This window comes from Streptomyces sp. NPDC092952, assembly GCF_044754785.1.
Taxonomy (GTDB): Bacteria; Actinomycetota; Actinomycetes; order Streptomycetales; family Streptomycetaceae; genus Streptomyces.
The window spans coordinates 96,338-117,069 of the sequence record NZ_JBIVPT010000021.1; the positions used below are offsets into that span (position 1 = coordinate 96,338).

A 20,732-nucleotide genomic window follows, 5' to 3' on the forward strand; every position below is an offset into this window, starting at 1 on the left:
CGGGTCTACGGTGGGCGGGGCCGCTCCACGCCGAGGAGACGGGGCGCCGGGAAGGAGCACAGCCCATGGACGAGTCCGCACAGGGCCCGGCGGAGGGGTTCTTCGCACTGCGGACCGTCGCACCGGCCGGTGGGGAACACCGCCCCCTGGCACGGCTGTACGCGGGGGAGCAGGCCCCGCTGACGGCCCGCATCGACACGGTCGCGGCCCGGCTGGGCACCGACGAGCGCCGGGTGGCCGCCTCGATCGCACACCTGGGGCTGGCCGCCCGCCTCTGGTCGACGGCGCTCGGACCGGCTGCGGTGACCGGCCGCTTCCCCGACCTGTCGGCCGGTTCCCTCCACTGGGACCCGGGGCAGTCGTCCCCCGACGACCTGTGGCTGGACGGCACCGGCTCGCTGCCCGCAACCGCCGACCGTATCCGCGAGACCGTCCAGTACGGGCACCTCGTACCGCTCGCCGAGGCGGTCCACCGGGACGGGCGGCTCTCCGACCGGCTGCTGTGGGGCAACGCAGGCTCGGCGCTCGCCGGGGCCCTGCGCCAGCTGGTCTCCTGGGCGGGGACCCACCGCCGCCCCGACGCGGCGGCGCGGGCCCGCGCCCTGACCGCCGAACTCCTCGACCACCCGGACCTGCGGACCACCGGCGCCCCGCACGACACGGCGTTCCGCCGGCGCAGCTGCTGCCTCTACTACCGCCTCCCGGCGGGCGGACTGTGCGGCGACTGCGTCTTCGAACGCCGCTGACCCCGCCCGCCCCACGGTCCGGGTGCCCGGCGGCTCAGCTGCTCAGCTCGAACTCGGCCCGGATGCGTTTGCCCACCGGCACGCGCTCGGCGGTCAGCCGGTCGCACAACGCCACCACGATCTCCATGCCGTGGCCACCGGGGCGTGCCGGGTCGGGGGAGTAGAAGAGCGGAAGCGCGGTGCTGGAGTCGTACACCGTCACACTGACGCGCTCCGCGGTGCCCTCCAGCTCCAGCAGGTACGGGCCCTGGCTGTAGCGGTCGGCGTTGGTGACCAGTTCGCTCACCGCCAGCAGCAGATCGCCGCGGGTGCGCTCGCCCAGGACCGCGAGCCACTCGGCGGCCAGCCGGACGAGGAAGCGGTCGGCCAGCGCGCGGGCCTGTGCGATGCAGCCCGGCTCGCCGTCGAACACCTCGGCGCTGTGCAGAACCTCCGGGGGCCGGTCCGGGCACGGCCCGTCGACCGGTCGTGAGGTGACCTGTTCGTTCATGTGCTCCAGCCAGGGCGACGCAGGGGTGTTCGGTGACGGCTTCTCGGTGTCCGCCTACCCGCGAACCACGGTCCCACTCCGGCGGAAACCCGGCAGTTCCCGGCCACCACCGCACCGGTCGGCCACGACGCCGCAGCGAAGAGTACCGCCCCCGGGTACGGCCGGTGCCACCACATCACGCGAACGGAGCAGCATCGGGTGCATGGCAGACTTGACCGGGGCGTTTCGGCCCGGCACAAGCAGGTACGGCGGTCGGCCGCCACGAGAGACGGACGGCAGAGGAACGGCGATGACGGTGACAGAGGACAGCCAGGAGCTCGCTCTTGGTACGGAGGAGTTCGGCCCCGGGATCGACCCGGAGCGGCTTGCCGTCTGCCTCAGTGTGCTCGACGAGCTCGACCGCATCGAGGTCGACCACCCCGACGCCGTCGCCGTACGCCGTGCCACCGCCGGGATCTACCGGACGGTGAAGCAGCGCCGCCGTCAGGAGCGCCGCGCCGCCAAGACCGCCCACGACAAGGCGGTCACCGAGGCCACCGCGACCGGCTCGGCCGACCGGATCGACGACGAGACCCAGGGCGTCCTGCCGTCGTCGTCCAGCCGCGGCGAGATCGCGGGCGTGCTCCAGCGCCCCCGGTCCTGCTACATCTGCAAGACCCGGTACGTCGAGGTGGACGCGTTCTACCACCAGCTCTGCCAGTCGTGCGCGCAGGAGAACCGCACCCGTCGCGACGCCAGGACGGACCTCACGGGCAAGCGGGCCCTGCTGACCGGCGGCCGGGCCAAGATCGGCATGTACATCGCGCTGCGGCTGCTGCGCGACGGCGCCCACACCACCGTCACCACCCGCTTCCCCAACGACGCGATCCGCCGCTTCAAGGCGATGCCGGACAGCGACGAGTGGATCCACCGGCTGAAGATCGTCGGCATCGACCTGCGCGACCCCGCCCAGGTCGTCGCCCTCGCCGACTCGGTGGCCGCCGAGGGCCCGCTGGACATCCTGATCAACAACGCGGCCCAGACGGTGCGCCGCTCCGCCAACGCCTACAGCGAGCTGGTCAACGCCGAGTCCGCGCCGCTCCCGGCGGGCGAGCTGCCCGCCGCCGAGGTCATCGGCACCTTCGGCAGCGGCACCGTCGACCGGGTGGCCGCCCTGCCGTCCGCCCGCAAGGAGGGGCTGAGCGCCCAGGACGTCACCGAGCTCGCCCTGGTCACCGGCTCCGCCTCGCTGGAGCGGATCGCCGCCGGGACCGCGATCGACGCGGGCGGGCTCGTCCCCGACCTGCACGACACGAACAGCTGGGTGCAGACGGTCGACGAGGTCGGGCCGATCGAGCTGCTGGAGGTCCAGCTCTGCAACTCGACCGCCCCGTTCATCCTCATCAGCCGGCTACGCCCGGCCATGGCGGCCACGGCGGCCAAGCGGGCCTACGTCGTCAACGTCTCCGCGATGGAGGGCGTTTTCAGCCGCGGCTACAAGGGCGCCGGTCACCCGCACACCAACATGGCCAAGGCCGCCCTGAACATGCTCACCCGCACCAGCGCGCAGGAGATGTTCCAGAACGACGGCATCCTGATGACCGCCGTCGACACCGGCTGGATCACCGACGAGCGCCCGCACCCCGACAAGATCCGTCTGGCGGAGGAGGGCTTCCACGCCCCGCTCGACCTGGTCGACGGTGCCGCCCGGGTCTACGACCCGATCGTGCGCGGCGAGGCCGGCGAGGACCTCTACGGCTGCTTCCTCAAGGACTACGCCCCGGCCAACTGGTAGCCGTCCGGATCCGCCCCGGGCCCGCCCCGGGGCGGGCCGTGTGGTGCGGCTTCGCCCGGCGGGCAACCGGCAGCTTCCTGACATGCCGTCCCGGACGCGCGGGGCGCGGTGCCATGCTGTCCGTCACGGCCGCTCTCCGGGCCGTGATCGCGGACGGGTCTTTTCCCTGCGGAGTGGCTGAAAGTGACCTACTGCACACGTTCTATCGAGCGCGGAAGCGCTCATTTGGTTACTCTGATGTGAACGGACGTCATCGAGAAGTCCACAAACCCTCCTCGACCGTCCCGGGACAGACTTGTCAACCAGGTCGCCGTCCCGCCCCGTACCCGGCGCCACCGCGACCGAGCTATTCTCTGCCCCTGCCCCGCACGGGCGGCCGATTCCGGCAGTGAGACCGGAGCTTCGGCGACGTCCGGGGCTATGCGACACAAAGGAGTGCGCGGTGACGACACCGGAACTGACGAAGCACGAGAAGCGCCCTGCCGATCGGCACACGGGCCCGGCCCGCAGGCCCGAGAAGCTCCGCAACATCGAGGTGTGGGCACGGTCCGCCCCGATCCGGCTGGCCGGCTACGAGGACGACCTCGCCGAGCCGCACATCCTCCCCGGTATCGACTGACCCCGCTCCACCCCGGTACCCCGGGGGAACCAACTCTTTTCGGCCTCGGTCCGCTCCGCGCGGGCCGAGGCCGAACCCGTTGTCCGGCCGTGCCCCGCCGACGAGCGGACCGGTCGCCGCCCGCGCCCTCCCCGCCGCGCCCGCGCTCATCGGACCGCGTCCGCCAGGGCCGCCCCGGCGAAGGAAAGCCCCATGCCCGCCGCGACGGTGAGCGTCAGATACCCGGCGGCCAGCGCCGTCCGGCGGGCCGAGGCGAAGGTCAGCAGCTCGTACGAGAACGTCGACCAGGTCGACAGGGCCCCGCAGAATCCGGTGGCCAGCAGCAGCTGGAGGCGGGGCCCGAGCTCCCCGTCGGTCACCGCCTCGGAGACGTAGCCGAGGAAGAACGCCGCCCCCGCGTTGGCCGCGAACGTGCCCCACGGGAAGGCGGTGTGCAGGCGGAACTTCGCGTCCACCCCGAGCAGGTAGCGGAGCGGAGCGCCGACCATCCCGCCGACGAGCACCAGGAGCCAGTCGGTCATCGGGCACTCTCCGGCTCTTGTGCGTAACCGCGCCGCCCGAGCACCAGATGCGCGGCGAAGGCACCCGCCGTCACCGCGGCCAGCGCCGCCACGACGGTCAGCAGCAGACAGCCGACCGCGTCACCGGTCCGGCCCTCCGTGAAGAGCTGCCGCACCCCGTCCGTGTAGTGCGAGAACGTGGTGAACCCGCCGAGCACCCCGGTGCCCAGCAGCGGACTGATCAGCCGGGGCGCGCCGGGGAACCGCAGTTTCAGGGTCACCATCAGGATGCCCATGAGGAAACAGCCCACGGCGTTGATCAGGAGCACCGTCCAGGGGAACGCCTCGGGGCCGTTGGGCCAGAGGCGCTCGGCGGCGTAGCGGGCCAGTGCGCCGACGGCGCCGCCGACCGCGACCGCCGCCACGACGGCGGGCTGGGCCCCGGGGTGGTGATCGGGGTGGGTGCGATGGTGCAGGCGCATCTGCGGGGACATCCACCGAAGCTAACGAGCCGGTCCGGACATCCTCGTTTCCCACGCTCAATGGCGCAGTTCACGACCCCAACAGCGGAGCCGGACGCCGCACCGCGAGAAGAGCCCGCCGTCCTGTGCGTTGATGGCGGCAGACCGCGAGCAGCGTTCCGCCCCTGATCCGCTATGCGCTGGAGTCCCCCTTGTCCCTCGCCGAGCCGACCGCCGTCCGCAGGCTGGAGAACCGGCAGCCGACCGCGTTCCTGCTGGCCACGATCCGGGGGGTCGGGCAGGTCGACCTCCAGTCGTGCCTGTGGACCGGGGCGTTCATCCTCGCCGGGCTCTGGGCGGCCGGCTGGCAGATCGGTCTCTTCGCCACCCTGGGCACCGCCCTCTCGACGCTGACCGCCTACGCGTTCGGCGTCGACCGCGCCTCCATCGCCCTCGGCCTGCACGGGTATTCCGGCTGTCTCACCGGCATCGCCCTGGTCACCTCGCTGGGCAACCACCCCGCCACCTACGTCCTCGCGGTGATCGGCTCGATCATGTGCACCGTGCTGACGATGGCACTGACGACCCTGCTGAAGCCGTACGGACTGACCGCGCTCACGGCACCGTTCTGCCTGGTCTCCGGCGTCATGGTGCTCGGCGCGCCGTCCTTCGCGCGGGTCTGGCACGGTGCCCCGAAGGAGGTGTCCAGCACCACCAGCGGCGCCACCGCGCTCTCCTGGAGCGATCTGTGGCACGGGTTCTTCACCAACGTCTCGCAGATCTTCCTGGTCGACGCCTGGTACGTCGGGCTCATCATGCTCGTCGGCCTGGCCTGCGCCGGGGTGCGGGTGGTGCTCTTCGCGGCCGGGGGCAGCGTCGTCGGGATCCTCGCCGCCTGGCTGCTGGGCGCCCCCAGCGCACTGATCGCGAACGGGATCTACGGATACAACGCCGTGCTCGTCGCCATCGCCATCGGCGCGGTCTTCCTCACCCCGACGGTGTGGAACGGGGCGTACGCGCTCTTCGGCGCCGCCGCCTCCACGGGCCTCACGGCCTCCCTGACCTCGTTCTTCAAACCCTTCGGCGGCCACACCTTCACCTGGCCTTTCATCCTCGTGACCTGGGCGTTCATGGCGGCGGTGCCGCTGCTGCCCCGGTTCCGGAAAAGCGGCTGACCGCCCGTTCCCCCTCACCCCAGAGAGGTACTGACGATGAACCTCGCCCCCCGCGAGATCGACAAACTGCTGGTCTACGTCGTGGCCGACCTGGCCCGCAAGCGCCAGGGCCGCGGCCTCAAGCTCAACTACAGCGAGGCCGTGGCACTGATCAGCGAGGCGATCCTGGAAGCGGCCCGCGACGGCAGGAGCGTCGCCGACTGCATGGAGCTCGGCCGCCATGTCGTCGGCGAGGACGACACCATGCCCGGCGTACGGGAGATGCTCGGCCTGCTCCAGATCGAGGCGTCGTTCGTGGACGGCACCAAGCTGGTCTCCTGCCACGACCCCATCGGCGGCTGAACCCGGTGGACGCGAACCGCCGGGTGATCGCCGTCTGCGGCCACGAAGCCGCGTACGGCGCCGCCCTGCACGATCTCGCGGAGACCGGGACCACCGTCGTACGGGACGGGCGCGGCCTCTTCAGGACGGTCACCGCCCTCGCCCGCCGCGGCGAGGAGAGCTGTGTCGTACCGATGACCCTCGGCCGCGACCCGGAACTCGTCGCCGACACCGCCCGCACCCTGCGCGCGCTGCCGCCCGCCGCCCGTGCCCGCACCCTGCTGACCGAGCCGTTCGGCACCGCGCAGCACCTGACCGCCTGGCTCCGCGCGGCGGCCGGCCGGGCCCCCGGAGCGGCCGCACTGCTGGTCACCGCCCCGGCCGGGGACCCCTTCGAGGACGCCGAGCTGTACCGCGTCGCCAGCCTGGTGCGCCGTTACGGCAGCCACGAACTGGTCGAGGTCGCGTTCACCGGGGGAGACCCCGGCCCCGCCGAGGGCGTCCGGCGCTGCCTGCTGCTCGGCGCCCGCGAGGTGGTGCTGGTCCCGGCCGCGTTCGCCCGGCCGCCGCTGCCGGACGTACCCGGCGCGCGGATCACGGACGGCGGTCCACTGCTCTCCCCGGCGGCGCTGGGCCGGGTGCTCGCCGAGCGGGTGGCCGACGCCCGGCGCCACCGGGCCGAGCACGGCGACGACGGCATCGCGGCCGGGCTGACCGCCGCCGACCACCACGGCCACGCCCACACCCACCCCCCGGGCGAGGGCCACCCCCATGGCCACGGGCACGGCCACCCCCACGGGGCCGTGCACACGCACCCGCATCCGCACCCGCATGTCCACGGTGCGGGCCGAGTCATCAGGAGCACCGCATGACACCCCGCCAGAGGTACATCTACGGCAAGGAACCGATCGAGATCAACGCCGGGCGCCGCCGGGTGAAGCTCACCGTCCGCAACACCGGGGACCGGGCCGTCCAGGTCGGTTCGCACTACCACTTCTTCGAGGTCAACTCGGCGCTCTCGTTCGACCGGCAGCAGGCGCTCGGCATGCACCTCGACATCCCCGCGGGCACCTCGGTGCGCATCGAGCCCGGCGGCACGCGCGAGGTGGAGCTGTGCGCGTACGCCGGCACGGGCCGGCTCGTCGGCTTCAGCGGGCTGTTCAACGGCAGCCTCGCCTCGCAACCGGTGCGGATCGAGGCGGTCCGCAGGGCGATCGAGCTGGGCTTCGCCGGGGCCCAGGAGAAGGCCGGGGGCGCCAGGAGCACCAAGAACACCAAGGACGCCAAGAGCGCCAAGGCCGCGAAGGACGCCAAGGAAAAGAAGAAGGGTTCGCGCTGATGCCCATCCTGCCGCGCAAGCAGTACACCGACATGTTCGGCCCGACGGTCGGCGACCGCTTCCACCTCGCCGACACCAACCTCGTCGTCGAGGTCGAGAAGGACTACAGCGAGGGCCTCTACGGCGACGAGGTCGTCTACGGCGGCGGCAAGACCATGCGCGACGGCATGGCCGCCGACCCGCAGGCCACCGCCGCCCAGGGAGCGCTCGACACCGTCATCACCAACGTGGTGGTCATGGACCCCGTCGTCGGCATCGTCAAGTGCGACATCGGCATCAAGGACGGCTTCATCGCGGGCATCGGCAAGTCCGGCAACCCGCAGACGCAGAACAACGTCCACCCGGACCTGGTCGTCGGCCCCGGCACCGAGGCCATCGCCGGTGAGCACCTCATCGCCACGGCGGGCGCCATCGACACCCACGTCCACCTGATCGCACCGCAACAGGCCGAGCAGGCGCTCACCAACGGCATCACCACCCTCATCGGCGGCGGCACCGGCCCCTCCGACGGCACCAACGGCACCACCTGTACGCCCGGCCCCTTCAACATCGCCCGCTTCCTCCAGGCGGCCGAGGGCGTCCCCATCAACCTCGGCATCATGGGCAAGGGCAACGGCAGCCTCCCCGAGGCGCTGGAGGAGCAGGTCCGGGCCGGGGTCTGCGCGCTGAAGGTCCACGAGGACTGGGGCGCGACGCCCGCCGTCATCGACAACGCGCTCAAGGTCGCCGACCGGCACGACATCCAGGTGGCCATCCACACCGACAGCCTCAACGAGAGCGGATTCTTCGAGGACACCCGCTCCGCGATCGACGGCCGCACCATCCACACCTTCCACAGCGAGGGCGCGGGCGGCGGACACGCCCCGGACATCCTGCGGGTCGCCGGGGAGCCCAACATCCTGCCGTCCTCCACCAACCCGACGCTCCCGTACACCAGGAACTCGGTCGACGAACTCCTCGACATGGTCATGGTCTGCCACCACCTGAGCCACGACATCCCCGAGGACGTGTCCTTCGCCGACAGCCGGGTGCGGGCCGAGACCATCGCCGCCGAGTCGGTCCTGCACGACCTCGGCGTGATCAGCATGATCTCGTCGGACTCGCAGGCGATGGGCCGGGTCGGCGAGTCCGTCACCCGGTGCTTCCAGATCGCCCACCACTGCAAGGACAAGCTCGGCACCCTGGAGGGCGACTCCGCCCGCAACGACAACCAGCGGGTGCTGCGCTACCTCGCGAAGGTCACCATCAACCCGGCCATCGCGACCGGGATCTCCGACCACGTCGGCTCCATCGAGAAGGGCAAGCTCGCCGACATCGTGCTCTGGCCCATGCACTCCTTCGGCGCCAAGCCGAAGATGATCATCAAGGGCGGCATCATCGCCTGGGCGCAGATGGGCGATCCCAACGCCTCGCTGCCGACCCCGCAGCCGGTGATCTACCGGCCGATGTTCGGGCAGTACGGCAAGGCCCAGGCCAGCACCCACGTCACCTTCATGTCCCAGGCCGGGATCGCCGCCGGGGTCCCGGCCGAACTGGGCCTGGAGCGCAAGGTGCTGCCGGTCCGGCGCACCCGGACCATCGGAAAGCACAACATGGTGCGCAACGACGCCCTGCCCGACATCAAGGTCGACCCCGAGACGTTCAAGGTCACCCTCAACGGCAAGGTCGCCACCATCGACCCGGCCGAGGAGCTCCCGCTCAACCATCTGTACTTCCTGGTCTAGGGCGCGAGGACCGCGGCCGTGTACCAGGACGAGGAAGAGATCCGGGGCGGGACGGCGCCCGCCCCGGCGAAGGTGAAGGCGAGGACGAAGACGGGGGCGGAGGCCGGACCGGCGCTCGGGCCGCTGCTGGTCGGCCTCCAGCTGACCGACTCGGCGTTCCCCAGCGGCTTCTACACGCTCTCGCACAGCCTGGAGGGGTTCGCGCAGGCCGGGGCGGTCGACCGGCAGAGCCTCCCGGCGCTGCTGGCGGACCTGCTGCGGCACGGGGTCGGCCCGGCCGACGCCACCGCGCTCGCGCTCGCCCACCGGGCCACCCGGGCGGGCGACGCGGCGGCCGTCGTCCGGATCGACGAGCACCTGTTCGCCACCAAACTCGGGCGCGAGATGCGCCAGGCCGCCACCCGGACCGGGCGGCAGCTCCTCGACCTCGCCGCCGAGGTGTTCGACCGGCCGGAGATCACCGAGCACTTCGGCCGGGTCGTACGGGGCGAGTCGCCCGGCACCCAGGCGGTGGCCGCCGGAGTGGTCCACGCGGCGGCCGGGGTCCCGGTCCGCCAGGCGGTGGCCTGCGACCTGTTCGCGTTCTGCGCGAGCTTCGCGGGCGCCGCGCTGCGGCTGCGGCTCACCGACCACCGTGGGGCCCAGGTCCTGCTGCGGAACGCCGCACCCGTCGTCGAGGAGACCACCGAGGCGGCGCTCCGGCGCGAACTGGCCGACGTCGGCGCCACCGTCTTCGCCTCGGACATCATGTCGGGCCGTCACGAACGTGCCGAGGCCCGGCTGTTCGCCAGCTGATCCCCACCCCACCCCCCAACGACGCGAGGAAAAGGGAACACCATGGACGACAACGTACTGCGGGTCGGCATCGGCGGACCGGTCGGTTCCGGCAAGACCGCGCTCATCGAGGCGCTGGTGCCGGTGCTCATCGAACGCGGCCACCGCCCGAGCGTCATCACCAACGACATCTACACCCAGGAGGACGCCCAGCACATCCGCCGCACCCTCGCCGGGGTCCTCGAACCGGAGCGCGTCGTCGGCGTGGAGACGGGAGCCTGCCCGCACACCGCCGTCCGCGACGACCCCACGATGAACCTGGCCGCCGGGGCCGAGATGCTGGAACGCTTCCCGGACACCGACACCCTGCTCTACGAGTCCGGCGGCGACAACCTCACCCTCACGTTCAGCCCGGCCCTCGTCGACCTCTTCGTCTTCGTCCTGGACACCGCCGAGGGCGAGAAGATGCCGCGCAAACGGGGCCCCGGCATCACCGACTCCGACCTGCTCGTCATCAACAAGATCGACATCGCGAAGTACGTGCGCACCGACATCGGCGTCATGGAGTCCGACGCCCACCGGGTGCGCGGCGAAGGACCGGTCGTCCTCACCGACTGCCTCACCGGCATCGGGGTCGAGGACGTCGCCGGCTACCTGGAATCCCGCCGCAAGGCGCTGATCTGAGATGCGGCCCACCCCGTCACCGCCCCGGCCGGACCGGCTCGCCCCCGGCCACTACACCGTGGACCGCCTCCCCCCGGAGGTGGCGGCCCTGGCGTCCGTGCCCGACACGCTGGGGCCCGGCGCACCGGCCAAGGTCGGCATCCTCGACCTGGCCTTCGCCGTACGGGGTGGGCGCACCGAACTCGTGGAGCGCTACCAGAAGACCCCGCTCCAGATCATGCGGCCGCTCTGGATCGACCCGGCGATGCCCGGCATGAGCTACGTCTACCTGATGGCCACCGGAGGCGGGGTCGCCCAGGCCGACCGCTACCGCACGGACTTCCGCTGCGGGCCGGGCACCCAGGTCCACCTGACCACCCAGGCGGCGACCAAGATCTTCCGGATGGAGCACGACTACGCCAGCCAGCGCGTGCACATCACGGCGGAGGACGGCGCCTACGTGGAGTACCTGCCCGACCCGCTGATCCCGTTCGCGGACTCCCGCTTCTACCAGCGCACCGAGGTCACCGTCGCCCCCGGCGCCACCGTGCTCCTCGGCGACACCGTGACCGCCGGGCGGCTCGCCCGCGGCGAGCGCCACGCCTACCGGACGCTCGCCACCGATCTGCGTGTCACCCGCCCCGACGGCACCCTCCTCGCCCTCGACACCCTGCGCCTGACGCCGGGCGCCGCGGACGGCGGCGTCCTCGGCCCCGGGGTGTTCGCCGGGCACGACCACGTCGCCTCGCTCTTCGTCGTCACCGACCGGGCCCCGGCCGGCGAGCTGGCCGACACCCTGCACACCGCGCTCGCCGGGCTCGGCGTCCTGTACGGGGTCAGCGTGCTGCCCCGGGACTGCGGCGCCTGGCTGCGGCTGCTGGACGACAGCCCGGTACGGGTCGCCGCCGCGCACAACGCCGCCTGGGACGCCGTACGCCGGCTGCTCACCGGCCACCCGGCCCCCGCCCTGCGCAAGCCCTGACACCCCACCACGACGAGGGATCCGCCGATGAACTTCGCCCCCGCACCGATGCCGCCGGCGTACGACTCCGGTGACACCGCCTGGCTGCTCGCCTCCACCGCCATGGTGCTGCTGATGACGCCGGGACTGGCGTTCTTCTACGGCGGTATGGTGCGCACCCAGCACATCCTGATGATGATCAAGATGAGCTTCGCCGCACTCGCCTTCGGCACGCTCGTCTGGTGGATCATCGGCTACTCGCTGGCCTTCGGGCCGGACGTCGGCGGCGCCGGACTCATCGGCAACCTCGACCACGTGTTCATGCACGACATCGGGCTGACCACCCTCACCGGCCACATCCCCACCTATGTCTACAGCACCTTCCAGATGGGCTTCGCGATCATCACGGTCGCCCTGATCAGCGGCTCGATCGCGGACCGCGCCACCATGCGGGGCTGGCTCGTCTTCGTCCCGCTGTGGCTGCTCGTCGTCTACGTCCCGCTCGCGCACTGGGTGTTCGACCAGGACGGGTGGATCGTCAAGCACCTGGGGGCGCTGGACTTCGCGGGCGGGCTGCCGGTGGAGCTCAACTCCGGGGTCTCCGGACTGGCCGTCGCCCTGGTGCTGCGGGCCCCGCGCGACTTCGCCCGCCGGGAGGAGCGCCCGAACAACATCCCGCTCGTGGTGATCGGCGTCGGGCTGTTGTGGTTCGGCTGGTTCGGCTTCAACTCCGGCTCGGCGCTCACCACCCAGGGCGCCGCCAGTGCCGCGTTCCTCAACACCCAGCTGGGTGCCGCGGGCGCCATGGTCACCTGGCCGCTGGTGGAGAAGTGGCGCACCGGCACCGTCACCACCATGGGCGTGGTCTCCTCGGCCGTCGCGGGCATGGTCGCCATCACCCCGGCCTGCGGCGAGGTCGACCCCCTGGGCGCGGTCGTCACCGGACTGGTGGTCGGCGCGGTCTGCGCCTTCGCGATCACGCTCAAGTACCGGTTCTCCGTGGACGACACCCTCGACGTGGTGGGGGTGCACGGGGTCGGCGGACTGGTCGGGCTGATCATGGTCGGGCTGTTCGCCACCGCGCGGATCAGCGGCAAGAAGGGGCTGTTCTACGGCGGCGGCTGGGGACTGCTGGGCAAGCAGCTCCTCGCCGTCGTCTGCGTGATCGCGTTCTCCTTCCTGCTCACCTGGATCATCGCGAAACTGGTCGACGTGGCCGTCGGCTTCCGGGCGAAGGACGAGTACGAGAAGGTCCCCGGCACGGAGCGGGAGCGCGCCTACGACTTCCAGACGGCCGAACGCCTCGGCGCCCTGGTCTCCGGCAAGCGGGTGACCAGCGACGACGAGCTCGTCAAGCAGATCACCCGGCTGCTGCGGGCCCGGGAGGAGTCCAAGTGACCCGTGCCCGGAGGCTCAGGACCGCCGGGCCGGTCCGGTCCGGGCCGGGCCGAGCGAGACCGGTGGCATGAACTCGCGCACGTAGGTCCGGTGCCACCAGCGTCCGGTCGCCCGCAGCTCGCGCCAGGTGGTGTACCGGTAGTGGTACACCCGGGCGCGGACGTGCGTGGGCGGGGCGTCGGGGAACGGATTGTGCCGCAGCAGCCGCAGGGTGTCCCGGTCGTTCTCCAGCAGCCGCTCCGCGAACGGCCCGAACCACGGCCGGGCGTACGCGGGGGAGAGCGCCGCGAACCACATCAGCCAGTCCAGCCGCAGATGGTACGGGGCGAACTGGCGGGGCAGCCGGCGCGGGTCGCCCGGTTTGCCGCGGAAACCGTACTCCTGCCAGCGCGTGCCCTCGTGCAGGACCCGCTCGTCCGTGCCCTCCACCACCACCTCCAGCCGGACCCGGCTGACGCTGCCGAACGCGCCGTACGTGTTGACCAGGTGCAACGGGTCGAACGAGCGGTTCATCACCTGGCGGCGGGAGACCAGGTTGCGGGCCGGGCGGTAGCTGAGGAACAGCACCAGCGCGGTCACGGCCAGTACCACCACCTCGTACCAGAGCGGCGGCACGGTCTGGGCGGGCGGCGTGACGAGGGGCGACCAGTCGACGACGGACAGGGCCAGCGTGATCGTCAGCCAGTTCAGCCAGGCGAAGTTGCCCGAGAGGACCAGCCACAGCTGGGTGACCACCATCAGCCCGGCCGCCACGCTCGCCACCGGCTGCGGTGTGAAGAGCAGCACCGGCACCAGCAGCTGGGTGACATGGTTGGCCGCGACCTCGGCCCGGTGCAGGGGCCGGGGCAGCCGGTGGAAGAACCAGCTCAGCGGCCCCGGCATCGGCTGGGTCTCGTGGTGGAAGTAGAGACAGGTCAGCTTCCGCCAGCAGGCGTCACCGCGGATCTTGATCAGACCGGCGCCGAACTCGACCCGGAACAGCACCCAGCGCAGCAGCCACAGCACCAGCACCGGCGGGGCGGTGTGCCCGGTGCCGAGGAAGACTGCGAGGAAGCCGGTCTCCAGCAGCAGCGACTCCCAGCCGAAGCCGTACCAGGTCTGCCCCACCTGGACGATCGACAGGTACAGCGCCCAGGGCACCGCCCAGAGCGCCATCCCCGCCCAGAGCGGCAGGTACGCGTCGGCCCCGGCGAGCAGCGCCACGGCGACCGCGCAGCCGGTCCAGGCGGTCGCGGCGAAGAAGCGGTCGCTGTAGTGCAGCCGGAAGAGGCCGGGGCCGTCGCGCCAGTCGGTGCGCCGCAGGAACGCCGGCACCGGCAGCATGCCGCGCTCGCCGATCAGCGCCCTGAACTGGAGCGCGGCGGCCAGGAAGGCGACGAGGTACACGGAGGCCAGCGCCCGCTGGAAGACCAGCCGGCTGAGCCAGTACCCGTCCGCGGTGAACCACTGCATCGCCTCCAGTATCGGTCAGAGGCCGCCCGGCAGGCTCTCAGGCGGCGGCCCGGCGCAGCGTGGCTCCGAGACGGCGGGCGTACCAGCGCTGGAGGACCGGTACGACCGGCCCCGCGAGCCGGGCGTACCAGGCGACCGGCCGGCTGAACGCCGTGACGGTGAACCACACCGTCCCGTCGTCCGCCAGCTCCGCCACGAAGGACTCCTCGCCGGACTCGGGGTGTCCGGGGGCCGTCCCGTACGCGAACCCGATCCGGTCGGGCTCGTACGCGGTCCAGACGACCCGGCAGGGGGCGTGGAAGCGGAGCGGTCCGATCCCGAGTGAGACGGTCAGGGCGGTCCCCGGCTCGGCCCGGTCCGCCGAGGTCTCGACCCGGGCCCCGGAGCCGCGGTGCATGCCCCAGCCGGTGATGGCGGCGCCGACCGTTTCGAGGTCGGTCCGGCCGCGGCCGACCCGGGTCCGGTGGTGGAGGTGGTGGTACCCGTCGGGCAGCGGGCCGAGCCGGGTGGTCCCGACCTCCGGGTAGGAGAATGCGTTCACGCGGTCCGTCCTTCGTGGTGGGTGTCGTGCCGGGGGACCGTCCGGCCGCGGGCGGCCGGTGTCTCCCGGAGCCTTCGCCAGGCGAGCAGCGAGCAGAGCGCGAAGCCCAGCGCGTTGCCGAGGCCGTGGGTGGCGGCCATCCAGCCCAGGGTGGGATGGGGGATTCCGGTGGCCTCGCCGAGCGCCCAGCTCAGCGCGAGGACCATGGTGACGGCGAGTACGCCGGAGGAGACCGCGAGCAGCAGCCGGGTGGTCCGGTCCCGGTCGGGCCCGCGGACCGCACGCCAGGTGAGCAGGGCGACGGCCCACATCCCCGCGGTCAGCACGAGCGCACCGGCCAGCTCGGCCCAGTCGCCGACGAAGTAGCCGCCCAGGACGAGCAGGGTGCCCAGCGGCACGCTCAGCGCGGCGAACCGGCCCGCCGGGGTGTCGGCGATCCGGCAGACGAGCCCGGAGACCAGGGCCGCGGCGAAGCCCGCGAAGTGGAAGTGTGGCACGGTCAGCGCGAGGATGCCGAGCCCGAAGCCGAAGAGCCGGTGGCCCGAGCGCTCGGCGACCAGGGCCGTGGCCGCGATCGACGGCATGACCAGGGCGGTGAGCAGGGCGATCTCGGCCGGTGCCCGGCGGGCCCGGGGTTCGCGCAGCAGCCGCGCCGGTGCGTGCAGCGCGAGCAGTACGGTCCCGAGGGCGTAGCAGGCGGCGAGCGCGGTGGCCGCCGGTCCGCGCGGCAGCCACAGGGCGACGGCGCCGGGCATCGCGAACAGCGGCCACAGCCGCCGTATCCGGTCCAGTTCGGGCGCCCCCACCAGCCGCAGTCCCATCGGGACCACCACCAGCATGCCCAGCATCACGATCGCGTTGACCAACGACGACATCGCCGCACCGCCCCCTTCGACTTGAACGTGTTCAAGTCCGTCTGGCGGTGACTCTACGGCTTCTTTTGAACGTGTTCAAGAAGGGGGTGGGCGGGCAGCCGGAAGGGGGCGGTCCCGGCTCGCGGGACCACCCCCTTCCGGCTGCTCCGGGCGGGGTCAGAGAGCCCCTCGGCGCCACTCCCGGACCAGTAGCCAGCCCAGGTACGCCCCGCCGACGGCCATCGTGTAGATGCCGACCGGCAGATTGCCGAAGAGCGGCGACTGCTGGGCGCACAGATCGGCCAGCACCAGCAGCACCGCACCGGTCAGCGCCGACAGCGTCAGATGCGGGCCGGGGAGCCGGGTGATCCGCCGGGCGATCTGCGGAGCCGTCAGCGCGACGAACGCGATCGGTCCGGCGACACTCACCGCTCCGGCCGAGAGCACGATCGCCAGGACCACGGCCACGGTCTTCGTGGCACGCGGCCGCGCCCCCAGCGCGTGCGCGATGTCGTCGCCCATCTCCCCGATGTCCAGCCGCCGCGAGACCAGCGCGGCGCACGGGGCGACGGCCAGCAGCACCAGACCGATCGTCGCGGCGTCGGTCCAGGACCGCGCGGACAGGCTGCCGTTGACATAGGCGGTGAGGACGGCCGCCCGGTCCCGCTCCATCGCGTACACGACGTACTGGGTGATCGCGGTGCCGATCGCGGCCACCCCGATGCCCGCGATCACCAGCCGGGCCGGGTCGCGGAAGCCGGTGCCGGTCGACACGTACACCAGGGCCATGGCGAGGACGGCGCCGAGCAGCGCGCCGAGCGCCACCGGCACGCCGTCCGGGAGGAACAGCGCGGTGATCGCGGCGCCCGCCCCGGCGCCGGAGGCCAGCCCGATCACGTCCGGGCTGCCCAGCGGGTTGCGGGTCACGGACTGGAACAGCGCCCCGGAGAGCCCGAGCGCCGCGCCGGTCCCGACGGCGACCGTCAGCCGGGGCCCGCGCAGCCGTTCCAGGACGAACGCGTCCTTGCCCTCCGCCCCGCCGGCCAGCGCCCCGGGCAGATCGGCGAGGGCGATGCCGAGCCGCCCCAGCGACAGCGTCGCTACGACCCCCGCCGCCAGCAGCACCAGCAGCGCCACCGCCGTCAGCACCGACACCCGCCGGACCGGCAGTGCCACCCGCCGGCCGACCGTCAGCACCTTCCGCGGCGACGCGGTGCGGACCGCACCCCGACGCGCCGTCATGACCGTCCCTCTCATCCCGCGTTGCCTCTCATCCTGCGTACGGTGACGAGCAGCGCGGGCGCCCCGAGGAACGCGGTCACCACACCGACCATCAGCTCCTGCGGGCGCATCACCACCCGCCCCACGACATCCGCCAGGAGCAGCAGCGCCGGACCGATCAGCGCCGAGAAGAGCAGTTGGGCCCGGAAATCGACCCCGGCCAGCGCCCGCACCACATGCGGAACCGCCAGCCCGACGAAGGCGACCGGACCGACCGCCGCGGTGGCCGCCGCGCTCAGCAGCGTGGCCGCCAGCAGCCCGCCCGCGCGCACCAGCGCGGGGGAGGCGCCCAGGGAGGCCGCGGTGGAGTCGCCCAGGGCCAGCGCGTTGAGCCCCGGACCGAGCAGCGCGGCCACCACCAGACCGGCCACCGCGAACGGCAGCACCGACCAGAACACGTCGAAGTCCCGCCCGCCGAGCGCGCCGACGACCCAGTACCGGTAGCTGTCGAACACCTTCGGCCGGCCCAGGGTCACCGCCTGGACGAACGCCGTCAGCACCGCCGAGAGCACCGCCCCGGCGAGCACCAGCCGGACGAGACCGCCGCCCGCCCCCGCCGAGCCGATGGCATGGACCAGCAGCCCGGCCCCCAGGGCGCCGGGCAGCGCCCACCACATCGTGGCCGTACTGCCCGAGGCGCCCAGGAAGGCGGTCGCGGCGACGATGCTCGCGGAGGCGCCCGCGTTGATCCCGAGCAGCCCCGGGTCGGCCAGCGGATTGCGGGTCACCCCCTGCATCAGGGTGCCCGCGACGGCCAGGCAGAGCCCGGCGAGCAGACCGAGCGCGGTGCGCGGGTAGCGGCTCTCGACGACGGTGGTGACGCCCGCGTCGGCGGTGCCGTCCAGGACGTGGAGCACATCGCCGAAGGAGGTGGTCCGGCTGCCGTACATGACGCTCGCGCAGACCGCGAGCGCCAGCACGGCGACGGCGAGGACGAGCAGGAACAGCCGCCGGACGGCGCCGGACCGCGAGGTTCCGGCGGCGCCCGGCGGCGCGTGCGCGGTGGTGGTCATGGGGCCCGGGGTCAGCCGTTGTCGGCGGCCTTGACGGCCTGGTCGATCAGCGGCAGGTAGCGGTCGAGCACCCACGGCACGGTGAGCGGGTTGATGATCGAGGAAGCGGTGACGAAGGAGTTGTCCGTGCCCGCCACCACGGCCCCGCTCTTCACCGCCGGGATCGCGGCGTACAGCGGCTGCGCCTCGATCTCCTCGCGGGCCTTGGCGTTCATGTAGAAGGTGAAGACGAGGTCGCTGTTCTTCAGCTTCTCGGCGTTCTCCAGGCCGATGAGCGCGGAGGCGGTGCCCTTGGTCTCCTTGAAGGTGTCCACCACCGGGTCGACCTTCAGCCCGAGCGCGGAGACCATCGAGACGCGCTGCTCCTCCGGCTTGAACACGCCGAGGGTGCCGGGGCCGGTGTTGTAGATGTACGAGAACGTGTGCTTCCTGTACTCCGGCCGGCTCGCCGCCGCGTCGGCCAGCTGCTTCTCGATCCGCGAGGTGAGGACCTCGGCCTGCTCGGGCTGCCCGAGCGCCTTGGCGATGATGCCGATCTGCTCGTCCCAGCCGGTGCTCCACGCCTGGCCCGGGTAGGCGACGGTGGGGGCGATGTCCTTGAGGATGTCGTAGTCCTTCTGCGTGATCCCGGACCACGGCGCGAGGATGACGTCCGGTTCGAGCTCGGTGATCGCCTCGAAGTCGATGTCCTCGCCCCCGGCGAACTGGACCGGCAGCTTGTCGCCGGACTTCTTCACCGCCTCGTGCACCCAGGGCAGATAGCCCGACTTGTCGCTGCCCCACTCGTACTTCTCGACACCGACCGGGGTGCTGCCGAGCGCGATGGCGGTCTCCGCCGAGCCCTGGCCGAGGGTGACGATCCGTTCGGGCCGCCGCTCGATCTCGGCGGTGCCGAGCGCGCTCCTGATGGAGACCGGGAACGCGCCGGAGCTCTTTCCGGCCGCGCCGGACTTCTCCTCGTCACCGCTCGACGAGCAGCCGCCCGCGGCGAGGGCGAGAGCGGTGGCGGCGGCGGTCGCGAAGAAGGTGCGGCGACGTACGCGGGTGAAGCGGGACATGGGTGTTCCTCGTGCTGGGGGACGGAGCGGACCCGGCGACCGCACGAGGGCATGCCGAAGCGGTGGCCGAAGGCGTACGGCGACGGCCCCGATGCGTATCGCAGAGAGTTAGGTAAGCCTAAGCTAATTCAATTCGTGACGACAAATGCCCCCGGGAGGGTGGGGCTTCTTTGGTCCAGACCTATTGACGGGCCGTTCGGGCCTCCCTAGCGTGTGACGGGCCGTGAAATGCGAGACCGCGTTCCGTCTCTGCGTTGTCAGGCGCATGTCATTCACGGGTCAACTCGCCCCGCACCGGGCCGATTCGGGCCTGTGCGCCACCTTGGTGGTGCCCGGCCGTGACAGGAAGGGAAGCAACCATGTTCGGTCGGACATCGCGCCTGCTGGGGGTCGGCCTCGCGGCGGCCTGTGCCGTACAGATGCTGGTGGCGGCAACGCCCAGCTCCGCCGCCGACGAGACCTGCGCGGTCAAGTCGAAGCCGGCCGGGAAGGTGCTCCAGGGCTACTGGGAGAACTGGGACGGCGCCTCCAACGGCGTGCACCCGCCGCTCGGCTGGATCCCGGTGACCGACAGCCGCATCGCGCAGCACGGCTACAACGTGCTCAACACGGCCTTCCCTGTGATCCTCTCCGACGGCACCGTCAAGTGGGAGGACGGGATGGACTCGACGGTGAAGGTCCCGACCCCGGCCGAGATGTGCCAGGCGAAGGCCGCGGGCCTCACCACGCTGATGTCGATCGGCGGTGCGACGGCCGGGATCGACCTCAGCTCCAGCACGGTCGCCGACCGCTTCGTCGAGACCGTGGTGCCGATCCTGAAGAAGTACAACTTCGACGGCATCGACATCGACATCGAGACCGGCCTGGCCGGCAGCGGGAACATCAACCAGCTCTCGGCCTCGCAGGCCAACCTGATCCGGATCATCGACGGCGTGCTCGCCCAGATGCCCTCGAACTTCGGCCTGACGATGGCGCCGGAGACGGCCTACGTCACCGGCGGCAGCATCGTCTACGGCTCGATCTGGGGCGCGTACCTGCCCATCATCAAGAAGTACGCGGACAACGGCCGCCTGTGGTGGCTGAACATGCAGTACTACAACGGCAGCATGTACGGCTGCTCCGGCGACTCGTACTCCGCGGGCACCGTCGAGGGGTTCACCGCCCAGACGGACTGCCTGGACAAGGGGCTCGTCGTCCAGGGCACCACGATCAAGGTCCCGTACGACAAGCAGGTGCCGGGGCTCCCGGCCCAGCCGGGTGCCGGTGGCGGGTACATGTCGACCGGTCAGGTCGCCCAGGCCTGGAACCACTACAACAACGGGCTCAAGGGCCTGATGACCTGGTCGCTCAACTGGGACGGCTCGAAGGGCTGGACCTTCGGGGACAACGTCAAGGCGCTCCAGGGGCGCTGACGCCCGGAGCCATGGACCGGGCGGCCCTGCCGAGGTGGACGGGGCCGCCCCACGCCGACCGGCCCGGCCCCGCGGACCCCGGCCGGCGGGGGGGGGCCGAACGGGGTCGCGGCGGGCGCGTCGGTGCGGGCAGGCAACCCCGCGGGTACCCCGCCCAGTTAAACCGCCCCCCCACC

At 72.1% G+C, this 20,732-nt stretch carries 22 protein-coding genes; 13 read left to right on the top strand and 9 right to left on the bottom strand.

Annotation, left to right across the window (positions count from 1 at the left end):
• Positions 1-65 precede the first annotated feature (65 nt).
• Positions 66-746 (top strand): (2Fe-2S)-binding protein, encoded by a 681-nt coding sequence (locus tag ACIQGQ_RS32390; RefSeq protein ID WP_402402713.1) that lies wholly within the window; start codon positions 66-68, stop codon positions 744-746.
• Between the two features lie 34 nt (positions 747-780).
• On the opposite strand, the gene ACIQGQ_RS32395 is transcribed toward ACIQGQ_RS32390, so the two are convergent.
• Entirely contained in the window at positions 781-1,236 is a 456-nt protein-coding gene (locus ACIQGQ_RS32395) for an ATP-binding protein (RefSeq protein ID WP_402402715.1), read from the bottom strand.
• A 289-nt stretch (positions 1,237-1,525) separates the two neighbouring features.
• Between ACIQGQ_RS32395 and ACIQGQ_RS32400 the strand changes: the two genes are divergently transcribed.
• Together ACIQGQ_RS32400 and ACIQGQ_RS32405 are read left to right on the top strand one after the other, a co-directional pair.
• A complete protein-coding gene (locus tag ACIQGQ_RS32400; protein WP_402402717.1) occupies positions 1,526-3,010 on the top strand; it encodes an SDR family NAD(P)-dependent oxidoreductase in 1,485 nt (494 codons plus the stop codon).
• Between the two features lie 442 nt (positions 3,011-3,452).
• The gene (locus ACIQGQ_RS32405; RefSeq protein WP_352274572.1) at positions 3,453-3,629 is read left to right on the top strand and encodes a hypothetical protein; all 177 of its coding nucleotides are present in this window, start codon (positions 3,453-3,455) and stop codon (positions 3,627-3,629) included.
• Between the two features lie 146 nt (positions 3,630-3,775).
• Here ACIQGQ_RS32405 and ACIQGQ_RS32410 read toward each other — a convergent pair whose 3' ends face one another.
• Both ACIQGQ_RS32410 and ACIQGQ_RS32415 read right to left on the bottom strand, forming a co-directional pair.
• Positions 3,776-4,150: a fluoride efflux transporter FluC gene (locus ACIQGQ_RS32410; RefSeq protein WP_402402720.1), complete on the bottom strand. Its 375-nt coding sequence runs from the start codon at positions 4,148-4,150 to the stop codon at positions 3,776-3,778.
• Positions 4,147-4,623, bottom strand: a complete 477-nt coding sequence (locus ACIQGQ_RS32415) for a fluoride efflux transporter FluC (protein ID WP_402402723.1) — start codon at positions 4,621-4,623, stop codon at positions 4,147-4,149. Before ACIQGQ_RS32415 ends, ACIQGQ_RS32410 begins: the two co-directional genes overlap by 4 nt.
• A 179-nt stretch (positions 4,624-4,802) precedes the next feature.
• Between ACIQGQ_RS32415 and ACIQGQ_RS32420 the strand changes: the two genes are divergently transcribed.
• From ACIQGQ_RS32420 to ACIQGQ_RS32460, 9 genes are read left to right on the top strand one after another with little or no spacing between them, the layout of a single operon-like run.
• The gene (locus ACIQGQ_RS32420) at positions 4,803-5,765 is read left to right on the top strand and encodes an urea transporter (RefSeq protein WP_402402725.1); all 963 of its coding nucleotides are present in this window, start codon (positions 4,803-4,805) and stop codon (positions 5,763-5,765) included.
• 36 nt (positions 5,766-5,801) lie between these two features.
• Positions 5,802-6,107 (top strand): urease subunit gamma, encoded by a 306-nt coding sequence (locus ACIQGQ_RS32425; RefSeq protein WP_376688282.1) that lies wholly within the window; start codon positions 5,802-5,804, stop codon positions 6,105-6,107.
• A gap of 5 nt (positions 6,108-6,112) precedes the next feature.
• A complete protein-coding gene (locus tag ACIQGQ_RS32430; protein ID WP_402402728.1) occupies positions 6,113-6,958 on the top strand; it encodes a cobalamin biosynthesis protein CbiX in 846 nt (281 codons plus the stop codon).
• The gene (locus tag ACIQGQ_RS32435) at positions 6,955-7,425 is read left to right on the top strand and encodes an urease subunit beta (RefSeq protein WP_402402731.1); all 471 of its coding nucleotides are present in this window, start codon (positions 6,955-6,957) and stop codon (positions 7,423-7,425) included. The genes ACIQGQ_RS32430 and ACIQGQ_RS32435 overlap by 4 nt, the downstream gene beginning before the upstream one ends.
• Positions 7,425-9,149 carry an urease subunit alpha gene (gene ureC, locus ACIQGQ_RS32440; RefSeq protein WP_402402734.1) on the top strand — a complete coding sequence of 575 codons (1,725 nt, stop codon included), beginning with the start codon at positions 7,425-7,427 and terminating at the stop codon, positions 9,147-9,149. The genes ACIQGQ_RS32435 and ureC overlap by 1 nt, the downstream gene beginning before the upstream one ends.
• An 18-nt stretch (positions 9,150-9,167) precedes the next feature.
• Entirely contained in the window at positions 9,168-9,944 is a 777-nt protein-coding gene (locus ACIQGQ_RS32445; RefSeq protein ID WP_402402738.1) for an urease accessory protein UreF, read from the top strand.
• A 42-nt stretch (positions 9,945-9,986) separates the two neighbouring features.
• Positions 9,987-10,607 carry an urease accessory protein UreG gene (ureG, locus tag ACIQGQ_RS32450; protein ID WP_352274564.1) on the top strand — a complete coding sequence of 207 codons (621 nt, stop codon included), beginning with the start codon at positions 9,987-9,989 and terminating at the stop codon, positions 10,605-10,607.
• A 1-nt stretch (position 10,608) separates the two neighbouring features.
• Positions 10,609-11,568 (top strand): urease accessory protein UreD, encoded by a 960-nt coding sequence (locus ACIQGQ_RS32455; RefSeq protein WP_402402741.1) that lies wholly within the window; start codon positions 10,609-10,611, stop codon positions 11,566-11,568.
• Positions 11,569-11,595: 27 nt separating this feature from the next.
• Positions 11,596-12,945, top strand: coding sequence for an ammonium transporter (locus ACIQGQ_RS32460; protein WP_402402744.1), 1,350 nt, complete (start codon positions 11,596-11,598; stop codon positions 12,943-12,945).
• A 15-nt stretch (positions 12,946-12,960) separates the two neighbouring features.
• Here the strand turns inward: ACIQGQ_RS32460 and ACIQGQ_RS32465 are convergent, their stop codons facing one another.
• From ACIQGQ_RS32465 to ACIQGQ_RS32490, 6 genes are all read right to left on the bottom strand, one after another.
• Positions 12,961-14,397, bottom strand: coding sequence for a lipase maturation factor family protein (locus ACIQGQ_RS32465; RefSeq protein ID WP_402402747.1), 1,437 nt, complete (start codon positions 14,395-14,397; stop codon positions 12,961-12,963).
• 37 nt (positions 14,398-14,434) lie between these two features.
• Positions 14,435-14,938 (bottom strand): DUF1990 family protein, encoded by a 504-nt coding sequence (locus ACIQGQ_RS32470; protein ID WP_402402749.1) that lies wholly within the window; start codon positions 14,936-14,938, stop codon positions 14,435-14,437.
• Entirely contained in the window at positions 14,935-15,813 is an 879-nt protein-coding gene (locus tag ACIQGQ_RS32475; protein WP_402402752.1) for a YndJ family protein, read from the bottom strand. The genes ACIQGQ_RS32470 and ACIQGQ_RS32475 overlap by 4 nt, the downstream gene beginning before the upstream one ends.
• Positions 15,814-15,969: 156 nt before the next feature.
• The gene (locus tag ACIQGQ_RS32480; protein WP_402402754.1) at positions 15,970-17,034 is read right to left on the bottom strand and encodes a FecCD family ABC transporter permease; all 1,065 of its coding nucleotides are present in this window, start codon (positions 17,032-17,034) and stop codon (positions 15,970-15,972) included.
• A gap of 11 nt (positions 17,035-17,045) precedes the next feature.
• Positions 17,046-18,086 (bottom strand): FecCD family ABC transporter permease, encoded by a 1,041-nt coding sequence (locus ACIQGQ_RS32485; RefSeq protein WP_402402756.1) that lies wholly within the window; start codon positions 18,084-18,086, stop codon positions 17,046-17,048.
• A gap of 11 nt (positions 18,087-18,097) precedes the next feature.
• On the bottom strand, positions 18,098-19,144 hold the full coding sequence (locus ACIQGQ_RS32490; RefSeq protein ID WP_402402759.1) for an iron-siderophore ABC transporter substrate-binding protein: 1,047 nt from the start codon (positions 19,142-19,144) through the stop codon (positions 18,098-18,100).
• 359 nt (positions 19,145-19,503) lie between these two features.
• Between ACIQGQ_RS32490 and ACIQGQ_RS32495 the strand changes: the two genes are divergently transcribed.
• The gene (locus tag ACIQGQ_RS32495) at positions 19,504-20,556 is read left to right on the top strand and encodes a chitinase (RefSeq protein ID WP_402402762.1); all 1,053 of its coding nucleotides are present in this window, start codon (positions 19,504-19,506) and stop codon (positions 20,554-20,556) included.
• The last annotated feature ends 176 nt before the right edge of the window (positions 20,557-20,732 follow it).